Source organism: Microbacterium gilvum (assembly GCF_039543865.1).
GTDB classification, from domain to species: domain Bacteria; phylum Actinomycetota; class Actinomycetes; order Actinomycetales; family Microbacteriaceae; genus Microbacterium; species Microbacterium gilvum.
The window spans coordinates 154,715-167,358 of the sequence record NZ_BAABKO010000006.1; the positions used below are offsets into that span (position 1 = coordinate 154,715).

10 protein-coding genes are annotated in these 12,644 nt (G+C 69.2%); all 10 read left to right on the top strand.

Translation table 11 applies throughout. The features are described from left to right. Positions 1 to 5: 5 nt before the first annotated feature. Positions 6 to 920, top strand: coding sequence for a carbohydrate ABC transporter permease (locus ABD998_RS15730; RefSeq protein ID WP_345441261.1), 915 nt, complete (start codon positions 6 to 8; stop codon positions 918 to 920). After that, entirely contained in the window at positions 920 to 1,834 is a 915-nt protein-coding gene (locus ABD998_RS15735) for a carbohydrate ABC transporter permease (RefSeq protein ID WP_425562997.1), read from the top strand. Before ABD998_RS15730 ends, ABD998_RS15735 begins: the two co-directional genes overlap by 1 nt. A 2-nt stretch (positions 1,835 to 1,836) precedes the next feature. Then, positions 1,837 to 2,499, top strand: a complete 663-nt coding sequence (locus ABD998_RS15740; RefSeq protein WP_345441264.1) for a ferredoxin-NADPH reductase — start codon at positions 1,837 to 1,839, stop codon at positions 2,497 to 2,499. 21 nt (positions 2,500 to 2,520) lie between these two features. Beyond that, positions 2,521 to 3,531, top strand: a complete 1,011-nt coding sequence (locus tag ABD998_RS15745) for a hydroxyacid dehydrogenase (protein ID WP_345441267.1) — start codon at positions 2,521 to 2,523, stop codon at positions 3,529 to 3,531. Positions 3,532 to 3,662: 131 nt separating this feature from the next. Continuing rightward, entirely contained in the window at positions 3,663 to 6,476 is a 2,814-nt protein-coding gene (locus tag ABD998_RS15750) for a discoidin domain-containing protein (RefSeq protein ID WP_345441270.1), read from the top strand. A 66-nt stretch (positions 6,477 to 6,542) separates the two neighbouring features. Beyond that, positions 6,543 to 8,276, top strand: coding sequence for a glycoside hydrolase family 35 protein (locus tag ABD998_RS15755; RefSeq protein ID WP_345441273.1), 1,734 nt, complete (start codon positions 6,543 to 6,545; stop codon positions 8,274 to 8,276). 140 nt (positions 8,277 to 8,416) lie between these two features. Then, positions 8,417 to 9,358: an ABC transporter permease gene (locus ABD998_RS15760; protein ID WP_345441276.1), complete on the top strand. Its 942-nt coding sequence runs from the start codon at positions 8,417 to 8,419 to the stop codon at positions 9,356 to 9,358. Then, a complete protein-coding gene (locus ABD998_RS15765) occupies positions 9,345 to 10,331 on the top strand; it encodes a carbohydrate ABC transporter permease (protein WP_345441279.1) in 987 nt (328 codons plus the stop codon). The genes ABD998_RS15760 and ABD998_RS15765 overlap by 14 nt, the downstream gene beginning before the upstream one ends. Before the next feature lie 53 nt (positions 10,332 to 10,384). Next, positions 10,385 to 11,947 carry an extracellular solute-binding protein gene (locus tag ABD998_RS15770; protein ID WP_345441282.1) on the top strand — a complete coding sequence of 521 codons (1,563 nt, stop codon included), beginning with the start codon at positions 10,385 to 10,387 and terminating at the stop codon, positions 11,945 to 11,947. Positions 11,948 to 12,010: 63 nt separating this feature from the next. Continuing rightward, on the top strand, positions 12,011 to 12,643 hold the full coding sequence (locus ABD998_RS15775; protein WP_345441285.1) for a YesL family protein: 633 nt from the start codon (positions 12,011 to 12,013) through the stop codon (positions 12,641 to 12,643). Position 12,644: the final 1 nt, after the last annotated feature.

Consider the following 12,644-nt stretch of genomic DNA (forward strand, 5'->3'; position numbering starts at 1 on the left):
GCGTGATGACCACCACCGCGACGTCGCCGCGCATCCGCAGGCGGCCATCCCGCCTGCGGATGCGCAACACCCTGCTGGGGTGGAGCTTCATCCTGCCGAACTTCATCGGCTTCGCCACGCTCACCCTCGTTCCCGTGATCGTGCTGTTCTACATGTCGCTGACGAACTGGAACATCTTCGGATCGTCCCAGTTCGTCGGCCTGCAGAACTTCCAGCGGCTGCTCGCGGACGGCAGCTTCCGCGTCGCGTTCGGCAACACGCTGTACTACTCGGTCCTCCACATCCCGCTCACGATCGTCGTGTCGCTCGGGCTCGCGCTGCTGCTGAACAACAAGCTGCGCGGCGTGGCGTTCTTCCGCACCGCCGCCTTCTTCCCCTACATCACGTCGATCGTCGCGATCGCGCTGGTGTGGAACCTGCTGTTCAGCCCCGACTACGGCCCCATCAACGAGATGCTCCGCGCCGTGGGCATCTCGGAGCCGCCCGGATGGCTGACGTCGGCGGAGTGGGCGATGCCCGCCGTCGTCATCATCAGCACGTGGCGCGACATGGGGTACTACATGGTGCTCTTCCTCGCGGCGCTGCAGACCGTGCCGCGCGAGCTGCACGAGGCGGCCCGCATGGACGGGGCGAACGTCTGGCAGCGATTCCGCAACGTCACCCTGCCGTGCCTGCGACCGACGATGTTCTTCGTCACGGTCATGCTGACCATCAACTCGTTCAAGATCTTCGACCTCATCCTCGTGCTGACCAACGGCGGCCCCGGGCAGTCGACGACCGTGATCTCCCAGTTCATCTACCGCAAGGGATTCGAGGAGAACCAGTTCGGCTACGCATCGGCGGCGTCGGTCGTGCTCTTCCTCCTCTGCATCGTCGTGACGATCGTGCAGTTCCTGTGGAACAAGCGGAAGGAGGCGTGATGAGCGAGACCATGACGCTCGTGGCGCCCGAGCGGCAGGGCCGCCGGACGTCGATCGACCCGGCCGCCCGCCCGGGCGGTGCCGGACGCGGCCGGAGGACGGCCGCGCGCATCGTCCTCTACGTCGTGCTCGTCGTCGCGGCGGCGGCGATGCTCACACCGTTCTTCTGGATGGTCATGAGCTCGCTCAAGGAGGCCAACGCGGTCTTCTCCGTGCCGATCCGGTGGATCCCCGAGATGTTCGTCTGGGAGAACTACGTCGACATCTGGACGCGCTCCGACATCCTCACCTGGATCCGCAACACGCTCGTGCTGTCGGTGACGGTGACGGCCCTGCAGGTGCTGACGGGGTCGTTCGCCGCGTACGGGTTCTCCCGCATCCGCTTCCCGGGCCGCGATGCGCTCTTCCTCCTGTATGTCGGCACGATCGCCGTGCCGTGGCAGTCCTACATGATCCCGCAGTTCATCCTGCTGTCGAACGCGCAGGTGGCGAACACGCTGTGGTCGATCATCCTGCTGCAGGCGTTCGGAGCGTTCGGCGTCTTCCTCATGAAGCAGTTCTACGAGACCGTGCCGGAGGACCTCTCCGAGGCCGCCAGGCTCGACGGCCTGAGCGAGTACGGCATCTGGCGGCGCATCATGCTGCCGCTGTCGGTGCCGGCCATCGCGAGCCTGTCGCTGCTGACGTTCGTGAACACGTGGAACGACTACCTCGGGCCGCTCATCTACCTGCGCGACCCGAGCCTGTGGACCATGCAGCTCGGCCTCAAGAACTTCGTGTCGAGCCTCTACGACGTCGACTACGGCGTGCTGTTCGCGGGGCTCACGATCTCCGTCGTGCCGATCGCGATCGTGTTCCTCCTCGGCCAGCGCTACTTCGTCGAGGGCATCGCGACGAGCGGCATGAAGGGCTGACGATGAAGCGCATCCCGCACAGCGTCTACTCGACGCTCTTCGGCGTCGTCCATCTCGCGCTCGGAGTCAACGCGTCGCTCGCCCTCGTGTGCCTGCCGCTGCTCGTGCTGCTCGTCACGACCGACCCGTCGCTCTCCTGGCCGCTGCTCGCGGTCGCGGCGGTGCCGTGCGGGATGGGCGCGGCCGCGGCGTTCGCGACGTTCCGTGCGCACGCCTCCGGCGAGACGGCGGTGTTGCGGACCTTCTTCCGGGAGCTGGGCGCGACGTGGCGCCGCGCGCTCGCCCTCTCGGCGCTGGTCGTCGGGGTTGGAGTCGTCGCGCTCGTCGACGTGGTCGTGCTCGTGCCGACGGGCGCGGGCGCCGTCGCCGCCCCGCTCCTCGTCGTCGTCGCGCTGCTCGCGCTCGCCGCGGGGATGGTCGGCCTCGTCGCCCTGGCGGAGGCACCCGACGCGCGGCTGCGCGATGTGCTGCGCGTCTGCGTCGTCCTCGCCGTGCGCCGATGGCCGCTCACGATCGCGTCGTTCGCCGTCCTCGCCGTGCAGGCGGCGGTCGTCGTCGCCGCGCCCGCCCTCGGCATCGGGCTGACGGCGGCCGCCTGCCTCTACGTCGTGTGGGCGGGCGCGCGCTACACCCTCCAGCCCGCCCTGCGGCCCGTCGCGGCCTGACCCCTCTCCCGAAGGACTCCCATGACCTCGACCGACCGCCGGCCGCGCATCCTCTCCGCCGTCGGCTCCGGCGCGTTCGCCCCCGCATCGGAGGCGCACCTCGCGCAGGAGCTGGCGCGGTACGGCGAGCTGCTCGCGACCGTCGACGGCTTCTCCTCGCCCCAGGCGCGCCGGGCGCTCGCCGACGCGGATGTGCTCGTGACGGGATGGCGCACCCCGCGCGTCGACGCCGCAGTGCTCGACGCCGCGCCGGCGCTGCGCTGGGTGCTCCATGTCGCCGGCTCCGTCAAGGAGCAGCTCGATCCCGAGGTCTGGCGCCGGGGCATCCGCGTCAGCTCGGCGGTCGACGCGAACGCGGTGCCGGTCGCGGAGTTCACGCTCGCGGCCATCCTGATGGCGAACAAGCGCATCGTGCAGATCGCGCGCGACTACCGCGCGCAGCGTGCCCTGGTCGACCAGGCGACGCTCGGCGTCGTCGGCAACTACCGGCGGCGCGTCGGCATCGTGGGCGCATCGCGCATCGGCCGCCGCGTCGTGGAGCTGCTGCGGCCCTTCGACCTCGAGGTGGCGCTCTTCGACCCCACGCTCTCCGACGACGCCGTCCGCGCGCTCGGGGTGCTGCCGATGCCGCTCGACGCGCTCTTCGCCTGCAGCGACGTCGTGTCGGTGCACGCCCCGTCACTGCCCTCGACGCACGGGCTCGTCTCGGCGGCGCTCATCGACGCGATGCCCTCGGGCGCCACGCTCGTGAACACCTCGCGCGGAGAGATCGTCGACCAGGAGGCGCTGACGCGCCGCGTCGGGCGAGGAGACCTGTATGCGGTGCTCGACGTGACGGTGCCGTGGGCGCTGCCGGCCGACCATCCGCTCTACGACCACCCGAACGTCCTCCTGACGCCCCACATCGCCGGGTCGGTGGGGACCGAGGTCGACCGCATGATCGACGCGCAGATCGACGAGCTGCGGCGCATCGCATCGGGGGGCTCGCTCGCCCACCCCGTGCTCCTGGACACGCTCGGCACGGCGGCCTGAGCCCCTGATCGCTTCCGATCGTTTCGCCGAACCCGCGCTTGCCGTGGGAGCGCGCGCATCGCTTGGATGCTGTTTACGCAAACATCTCCGGGGCGACGACGCCCCGATCACGAGGGAGTGATGTGAAGAGCATGAAGAACGTCGCGGCCGGGGTCTGCCTCGTCGCCGCGCTGACCCTGTCGACGGTCGCGTCGGCGCAGGCGGCGGTGCCCGTCGGCGACCCGACGGCCTACACGTCGTATCCGGCCGTGCAGGATCCGGGTGCGAGCGCGGCGGGCTACTTCCAGCCGTACTGGTTCGACGACCAGGGCGCGCACATCCAGGCGCACGGCGGCCAGGTCGTGACGGCCGAGGAGCTCGGCGTCGAGGGCGGCGACGTCGTCACGGGCTCCGAGGAGGGCCGCACGGTCTACTACTGGTACGGCGAGGACCGCACCAACGGCTACTACGGCAGCCCAGGCGTGCACGCGTACAAGTCGTACGACACGCTCAACTGGACGGACGAGGGGGTCGTGATGCGCGGGGTCTCGACCGCCGCCGACCTCGAGTCCGACTACTTCGACGCCCTGTACGACACGGTCGACGACGCCGGTCAGCCGCGCACGGAGCGCATCGAGGAGCTGAACTACCACCTGAACACGAGCGACGCGGCCGACTACACCGCGATCTTCGAGCGCCCGAAGGCCCTCTACAACGACAGCACGGGGCAGTGGGTGCTGTGGTGGCACTCCGACGGGCAGACGACCCCCGGGGGCAGCATGTACGCGCGGTCGATGGCGGCCGTGGCGGTGTCGGACAGCCCCACGGGCCCCTTCCGGCTCACAGGCGCCTACCGGATGCCGAACCGCACCGACTACAAGGCGTGCATCTCCGCCGCCGTCCCCGGCCAGGCCCGCGACATGACGGTGTTCCAGGACGAGGACGGCACGGCCTACATCGCGTACTCGTCGGAGGAGAACCGCTCGCTCTACATCGCGGAGCTCGACGCGTCGTACACGAACGTCACGCACACGACCGACGTCGACATGGCCTCCGCCCACCAGTACTCCGAGGACGGCCGGTTCCCGTACCTGTTCGCAGACGGCAGCGCCGAGGCCCCCGTGCGCGGCGAGGACTTCCAGATCGTGAAGGAGTGCGGCATGCTCGAGGCGCCCGCGCTCTTCCAGCACGGCGGGAAGTATTACGCGGTCGCGTCGGGGGCGACCGGCTGGGCGCCGAACCCGCAGACGTACTACACGGCCGACAACATCCTGGGGTCGTGGATCCGCGGCGTCGAGACGGGCGACGCGAACGAGAACGTCGCCTACAACGCCATCCCCGAGGGCGGCGACGGCCTGCTGTCGGTCGGCGACACCCGGAGGACGACGTTCGGCTCGCAGTCGACGAACGTGCTCGACCTCGGCGGCGGCCGCTTCGTCTACATGGGCGACCGGTGGAACTCTGGCGCCGCGGACTCCACCTACGTGTGGCTGCCGATCACGATCGGCGAGGACGGCCGCGCCGAGATGCGCAACCCCTCCGCGGAGGACCCGGCGCGCTGGGCCGACGGCTGGGACGCGTCCTACTGGGACGACAAGGGTCGAGGCACGGAGATCTGGAGCGTCGTGGACGACCGCCTGCCCGACACCGTCGAACCGGGCGAGGACTTCTCCGCCGCCCTGCCCGCGACCGTGCCCGTCGAGGCCGGCGGCACGACGACCGAGGTCGCGGTGACCTGGAGCGCGACGTCGTTCGCGGAGCGCGGCTCGCAGACGATCACGGGGACGCTCGCCGCCGACGCCGCGTTCACGGCGGGACGCACCTTCACGCGGACGATCGAGGTCGCCACGCCGGGCGTCGTGAACCTCGCCCCCGACGCGGCCGTCTCGGCATCGAGCCGCGCCGACCTCGCCGCGACCGTCGTCGACGGGAACGTGAAGGGCAAGGGGTGGGACGACTGGCTCTCGGGCGGCGTCTATCCGAAAGCGAGCTGGCTCTCCTTCTCCTGGCCCCTTGCACAGGACGTCGACGAGATCGTCGTGCACACTTACAAGGACGGCGCGGGTGCCACCTGGCCGTCGACGGTGTCGGCCCAGTACCTCGACGCGACGGGCGCGTGGGTGACGGCCGGCGCGAGCGTCGACCTCGTGCAGGACGCCTCGGCGTCCGCACCCGTGGCGACGCTCGACGTGTCGTCGCTGCCCGCCACGAGCGGAATCCGCGTCGACCTCGCGACCGCGACCAACACATGGCAGTCGATCTCGGAGGTGCAGCTCTGGGGCGCAGAGGGGCCGACCGAGCTCTGCGCGGCCGAGGGCACGAGCGTGTCGGCGAGCTTCCACCAGACGCAGTACGCGACCATGCCGGCCGAGAACGCCTGCGACGGCAGCGCCTCGACGAGCTGGTCGACGTGGGCGGCCGCGAAGCAGGATCAGGCGACGTTCACGGTGGAGCCGGCCGAGGCGCACGTCGTCGACCGGGTCGGCTTCACGAACATCGAGGGCACCATCGCGAGCGTCGGCGTCGAGTACCGCGATGCGGAGGGCACGTGGCACGCCACGACGGCCCAGGCCGTCGCGGCGGGCGCCAACGGGCGCCCGACCGCGATCTCCTTCGAGCCCGTGCTCGCGTCTGCCGTGCGGATCACGTTCGCGACCCCGGGGTCGTACCTCAAGATCCCCGTGCTGGGGGTCGGGGGCGCGACGGCCGACGTCGTGCCGACGGTGTCGACGCGGTGCGCCGGCCACAAGGTGCAGGTCATGACGACGGTGCGCAACGCGGGAGACGACGCGACCACGGTGCGTGTGGAGACCCTCTACGGCGTGAAGACCCTGCCCGTCGCGGCCGGCGGCTCGGCCTCCGCCGCGTTCCCCGTCAAGGCGACCTCGGCGCCGGAAGGAGAGCTGACGGCGACGGCGGACGGCGCGTCGGTCACGACGGGGTACGCTGCGCGCACCTGCGGCTGATCATGACAACCGTTACTCTGACCCTCAGAGCAATGAGCTTCCGACGCTCGACGGAGAGGACATCGGATGGCCGACTTCCGCATCGGAGAGCAGGACTTCCTGCTCGACGGCGCCCCGCACCGCATCATCGCCGGAGCCCTGCACTACTTCCGCGTCCATCCCGATCTGTGGGCCGATCGCATCCGCAAGGCGCGGCTCATGGGGCTCAACGCGATCGAGACGTACGTGGCGTGGAACGCGCACGAGCCGAGGCGCGGGGAGTGGGGCGCATCCGGCGGAGCCGACCTCGGGCGGTTCCTCGACCTCGTCGCGGCAGAGGGCATGCACGCCATCGTGCGACCGGGGCCGTACATCTGCGCGGAGTGGACCAACGGCGGGCTCCCCGCCTGGCTCACGAGCACGCCGGGCATCGGGGTGCGCCGCAGCGAGCCGCAGTACCTCGCGGAGATCGAGCGCTACCTCCGCCACGTCTACGACATCGTCGTGCCCCGGCAGATCGACCGGGGCGGCAACGTCGTCCTCGTGCAGATCGAGAACGAGTACGGCGCGTACGGAGACGACGCCGAGTACCTCGCCGAGCTCGTGCGCATCACGCGCGACGCCGGCGTCGTCGTGCCCCTCACGACCGTCGACCAGCCGGAGCCGGCGATGCTCGCGGCGGGCTCCCTGCCAGGGCTGCACCGGACGGGGTCGTTCGGCTCCCGAGTGGAGGAGCGCCTCGCGACCCTGCGTGCGCACCAGCCCACGGGCCCGCTCATGTGCTCGGAGTTCTGGGACGGCTGGTTCGACTGGTGGGGCGGCGTGCACCATACGACGAGCGCCGCAGACGCCGCCGCCTCGCTCGACGCGCTGCTGTCTGCAGGGGCGTCCGTCAACATCTACATGGTGCACGGCGGCACGAACGCCGACCTCACGAGCGGTGCCAACGACAAGGGCCGCTACCTGCCCATCACGACGTCGTACGACTACGACGCGCCGCTCGACGAGGCAGGGGATCCGACGGAGAAGTTCCACGCGTTCCGCGAGGTCATCGCGCGATACGCCCCCGTGCCCGACGAGGTGCCGCCGCCCGCGTCGCCCGCGCCGGCGTTCGATGTGCCGCTGGCCAGGGCGGGCGGATGGCTCCCGGGCCATGTCCCCGGCGGCGTCGACCCCGCCCCCGCGACCTTCGACGCCCTCGGCCACACGAGCGCGCTCGTGTCGTACTCCGCCGAGCTCGCGGCCCATGACGAGACGGCGCTCCTGACGTTCGACGAGGTCCGCGACACCGCGTGGGTGCGCATCGACGGCGCGCCCGTCGGACGGCTCTCGCGCACGCTGCACGAGCGCGCACTGGCGCTTCCGCCCGGCAGGCGGCTCGAGGTGCTCGTGGAGGAGCAGGGGCGGGTGAACTACGGCCCGCGCATCGGCGAGGAGAAGGGGCTCATCGGCCTGCCCGCGATCGGCGGGCGCGTGATCGCGGGCTGGTCGGCGACGCCGGTCGACGTCGCGTCGGCCGGGGCCGCGGTCTCGCGCGGCGAGCAGCCGGGTCCTGCGGGGAGCGCCCTGCGCGGCGAGTTCGACCTCGGAGCTCCCAGCGACCTGTTCCTGGACACGAGCGGATGGGGGAGAGGCTACGCCTTCGTGAACGGCGCGCTGCTCGGCCGGTACTGGTCGACGGGCCCGCAGCGCACGCTCTACGTTCCCCGCCCGCTCACGCGCGCGGGCTCGAACACGCTCGTCGTGCTCGAGCTCGAAGAGGCTCCGCTGCGCACCGCGCGGTTCGCCGAGGGCCTGCTGCTCGGGCAGCTCGAGGAGTGATCGCGCCGCGTCCGCGGAATCGGGTCTTGCGCCCGATGCGGACGCGGCGCTAGTCTCGACGCAGTTTCATCGATGGTTAGTTTTAACCCCGATGACCGCGAGGGCACCGTCGCCCCGCGGCACTGCAGAGAGGCAGGGGCATGTCCATCACGGGCGAGAGACGACGATCCCGTCGTGCGCTGAAGGAGCTCTGGCACAGCCGGACGCTCATCCTCATGTGCATCCCGGCGATCGTGTTCTTCGCGATCTTCAGCTATGCGCCGTTGCCGGGCATCTGGATCGCGTTCACGAACTTCAACTACCGCGACGGCATCTTCGGGAGCCCGTTCGTGGGGTTCCAGAACTTCGAGTTCCTCATCAAGTCGGGCCAGCTGTGGCTCCTGACGCGGAACACGATCCTCTACAACGTCGCGTTCATCGTGCTCGGGAACATCCTGCAGATCGCCCTCGCGATCATGCTGAGCGAGATCAGCCGGAAGTACTTCAAGAAGATCACCCAGACCGTGATGTTCCTGCCGTACTTCATCTCGGTCGTGCTCATCGGCGTCATCGCGTTCAACCTCCTGAACTACGACACCGGCGCCCTCAACGCGCTCATCGAGGCGACCGGCGGCGACCCGATCAAGATCTACAGCACGGCAGGGGCCTGGCCGCTCATCATCATCCTCGTCCACCTGTGGCAGAGCACGGGGTACGGGTCGATCGTGTACTTCGCCGCGATCATGGGCATCGACAGGACGCTCTTCGAGGCGGCGGCGATCGACGGCGCGTCGGCGTGGCAGCGCATCCGCTACGTCATCCTGCCGAGCCTGAAGCCGACGTTCATCATCCTGCTGCTGTTCTCGCTCGGCGGCATCATGAACGGCAACTTCGGCCTGTTCTGGAACCTCGTCGGCAACAACGCCGCGCTGTTCTCGACGACCGACATCATCGAGACCTCCGTCTACCGGATGGTCATGTCGCAGAACAACTTCACGACGTCGACGGCCGTCGGCCTCTACCAGTCCCTGTTCGGATTCGCCCTCGTCATGACGGCGAACTGGGTCGTGCGAAGGATCAACAAGGACTATGCCATCTTCTGACCTGCTCCTGCCCGCCACCGTCACCGAGGTCATCACGACGAAGGGGCAGAAGGGCCGCCGACGCGGACCGGCGAGGCGTCCGCGCACCATCCGCCTCTCCCGCGGCGATATCGCGCTGAAGACGGTGTCGTACGTCACGATCACCCTGTTCTCGCTCTTCTGCGCGCTGCCGTTCGTCCTCATCGTCTCGGCGTCGTTCTCGAGCGAGTCCGAGATCATGCGCACGGGCTTCGGCCTGCTGCCGAAGGGGTTCACGCTCACCGCCTACGAGTTCATCTTCCGGTCGCCGCGGCAGATCCTCGGGTCGTACGCCGTGACGATCATCATGACGCTCGCGGGCACGGCGATCGGCCTGTTCATCATCTCCATGACCGGCTTCGCGCTGTACCGCAAGGACTTCCGCTACCGCAACGTCATCTCGTTCTTCATCTACTTCACGACGCTGTTCTCGGCGGGCCTCGCGCCGACCTTCCTCTGGGTCGGCCGGGATCTGGGGCTCCGCGGCAGCTACCTCGCGGTCTTCCTCCAGCTGCTCATGACGCCGTGGCTCATCATCCTCATGAAGAACTTCATGCGCACGGTGCCCTACGAGATCGTCGAATCGGGCAAGGTCGACGGCGCAGGCGACTTCCGCATCTTCGCCCAGCTGACGCTCCCCATGATGAAGCCGGCCCTCGCGACGATCGGCCTCTTCCTCGCCCTCGGCTACTGGAACGAGTGGTACCTGTCCTCGCTCTACCTCGGCAGCACCGTCGAGTTCAAACCGCTCCAGTACTACCTCTACAACGTCATCAACACGGCGAACGCGCTGCGCAACTCCGTCGCGGGCGACAACGTCAGCATCACCGACCTGCCGAGCAACACCCTCAAGATGGCGAGCGCCGTGCTGGCGACGGCGCCCATCCTCTTCGTCTACCCGTTCGTGCAGAAGTACTTCGTGAGCGGCATCACCGTCGGCGCCGTCAAGGGCTGACCGCCGCCGCACCCCCGAAACCCCCACCCAGGAATGAGCCGAAGGAGTCTCACATGCGCAGGACCACGATCAGGGCGGGAGCAGGACTGCTCGCCGTCGGAACCGCCGTCGGGATGCTGGCGGGCTGCACCGCCTCCGGGTCGGGCGACGCCGGCGACGGCGGCGAGCCGACCGAGATCACGATGCTCGTGCTGGGCGACAAGCCCACCAACGGACGGCTCGAGGCGATGCTTGAGAAGCTCAACGAGCGCCTCGTCGAGCAGGCCAACGCGACCCTCGACCTCTACTACGTCGAGTGGGCCGACTGGCAGACCCAGTACAACGTGCAGCTGCTCTCCGGCGACACCAACGTCGACCTCATCACGACGGCGACCGACTGGCTGTTCGCATGGGAGAACGCCGAGAAGGGGGCGTTCCTGCCGCTGTCCGAGGAGATGCTGCAGGAGTACGCGCCCGAGACCTGGGCGCAGGTCGATGCAGACGGGCACTGGGATCTGACGAAGCTCGACGACGGGCAGATCTACTTCATCCCCGAGGACAACTTCACGCAGTGGACGAACCACGGGTTCTTCTACCGCGGCGACTGGGCGACGGAGGCCGGCTTCGCGAACGGCGAGATCACGTCGTTCGAGGACTTCACGACCTACTTCGCGTGGATCAAGGAGAACAAGCCGGAGGCCTACCCGTGGGATGTCGCGGGCGCGAGCAACGGCGAGGCGGCGCTGACGGGCTACCTGCAGGGACACACCGACTTCGTCACGCTGCAGGGACTCAGCGCCGGCAATTACATGCCGTTCCAGACGTCGGCGTCCGACCCCGAGACCGTCACCTCCTGGTACATGGAGGGCGACGAGCTGCTCGAGGCCGCCGAGCTCGCCCAGGAGTGGAACGAGCTGGGCGTCTGGCGCGAGGACGCCACGAACTACGACGGCGACACCCGCGAGGAGTTCTACGCCGGTCTGTCGGGCACAGACCAGCACCACACGCAGACGTTCATCGGCCAGATCGTCGACAACATGGAGGCGAAGCAGCCCGGCTCCGACCCCAGGTTCTTCTACTGGGGCCAGGAGAACGGCAACATCTACCGCGACATCCTCACCCACGGCGCCATGGCCGTGAGCGCGACGTCGTCGAACCCCGAGAAGGCGCTCGAGGTCTACGACCTCATCCGCAACGACGAGGAGGACTACCGCCTCCTCAACTACGGCATCGAGGGCACCGACTACATCGTCACGGACGAGGGCGAGCTCGACTACCCGGAGGGCTACGACTCGTCCACCGACTCGCTCGGCTCGAACTTCTGGGCCGGCCGGATGGACGAGTACGAGCTTCCGAAGGTGACCGACGCGGAGAACAAGCAGGAGATCTACGACGCCCTCGACGCCGTCGCCGAGGACTACCCGTACTCCACCCTGCGCGTGAACAAGGACGCCATCGACCCGACCCTCGCCGCCATGGGCGCCGTGCTGTCGGAGTACATCCCGCAGCTGCAGTACGGCAAGTTCGACGACCCGGAGGCCGCCATCGACGAGATGCGGCAGAAGCTGCTCGACGCCGGGTACGAAGACGCGCTCGCGTCGATCCAGGCCGACCTCGACGCCTGGTCCCAGCAGTAGCCGCATCGCTCCCGGCGGTCCGCGCGCGGACCGCCGGGAGCCCCACCCAGAGAAGGAGGAGCGGTGAACAGCATCTTCGCCGCCGACTCCGCGCTCATGCGCGGACTCACCCGCATCGCCGACGTCATGATCCTCAACCTGCTGTTCGTCGCGACCTCGCTCCCCGTCGTCACCCTGGGCGCCTCGCTCACGGCGCTCCACTTCACGGCCATGCGCCTCGCGGCGGGCGAGAGCGAGTCGACATCCGGCGACTACCTGCGGTCGTTCCGGCAGAACCTCCGGCAGGGCACCGTCGTGCTCCTCCTGCACGCGCTCGTCGTCGCGGCGCTCGCCGCGTGGTACGCCGTCATCCCGGCGTTCGGCGCGCCAGCGCTCCTCGAGCTCGCCCTGTTCGCGCTCTGGTACGTCGTCGCCTTCGCGTTCGCGTCGTGGGCGCTCTACGTCTTCCCCTACCTGGCGCGCTTCGAGGGGTCGACGCGCGACGTGCTGCGCCTCTCGCGACTCATCTCGATGCGGCACCCGCTCGCCACCCTCACGATGCTCGTCGTCATCGCGCTCGCCGTCGCGGTCACGGTGCTCGCCCCGCAGGCCACGGGCTACGGCATGCTGTGGCTCCTCGTCGGATTCGGCGGCGTCGCCGTCGTGAACGGCGGGGTGCTCGCGCGCGTCTTCGGCCGCTACGCGAGCGAGGGCTGAC

Bases quoted from the DNA above. Each gene is read 5' to 3' on its own strand.
- ABD998_RS15740 (WP_345441264.1), top strand. From the start codon at position 1,837: ATGAAGCGCATCCCGCACAGCGTCTACTCGACGCTCTTCGGCGTCGTC.
- ABD998_RS15735 (WP_425562997.1), top strand. From the start codon at position 920: ATGAGCGAGACCATGACGCTCGTGGCGCCCGAGCGGCAGGGCCGCCGG.
- ABD998_RS15765 (WP_345441279.1), top strand. From the start codon at position 9,345: ATGCCATCTTCTGACCTGCTCCTGCCCGCCACCGTCACCGAGGTCATC.
- ABD998_RS15745 (WP_345441267.1), top strand. From the start codon at position 2,521: ATGACCTCGACCGACCGCCGGCCGCGCATCCTCTCCGCCGTCGGCTCC.
- ABD998_RS15770 (WP_345441282.1), top strand. From the start codon at position 10,385: ATGCGCAGGACCACGATCAGGGCGGGAGCAGGACTGCTCGCCGTCGGA.
- ABD998_RS15755 (WP_345441273.1), top strand. From the start codon at position 6,543: ATGGCCGACTTCCGCATCGGAGAGCAGGACTTCCTGCTCGACGGCGCC.
- ABD998_RS15730 (WP_345441261.1), top strand. From the start codon at position 6: ATGACCACCACCGCGACGTCGCCGCGCATCCGCAGGCGGCCATCCCGC.
- ABD998_RS15760 (WP_345441276.1), top strand. From the start codon at position 8,417: ATGTCCATCACGGGCGAGAGACGACGATCCCGTCGTGCGCTGAAGGAG.
- ABD998_RS15750 (WP_345441270.1), top strand. From the start codon at position 3,663: ATGAAGAACGTCGCGGCCGGGGTCTGCCTCGTCGCCGCGCTGACCCTG.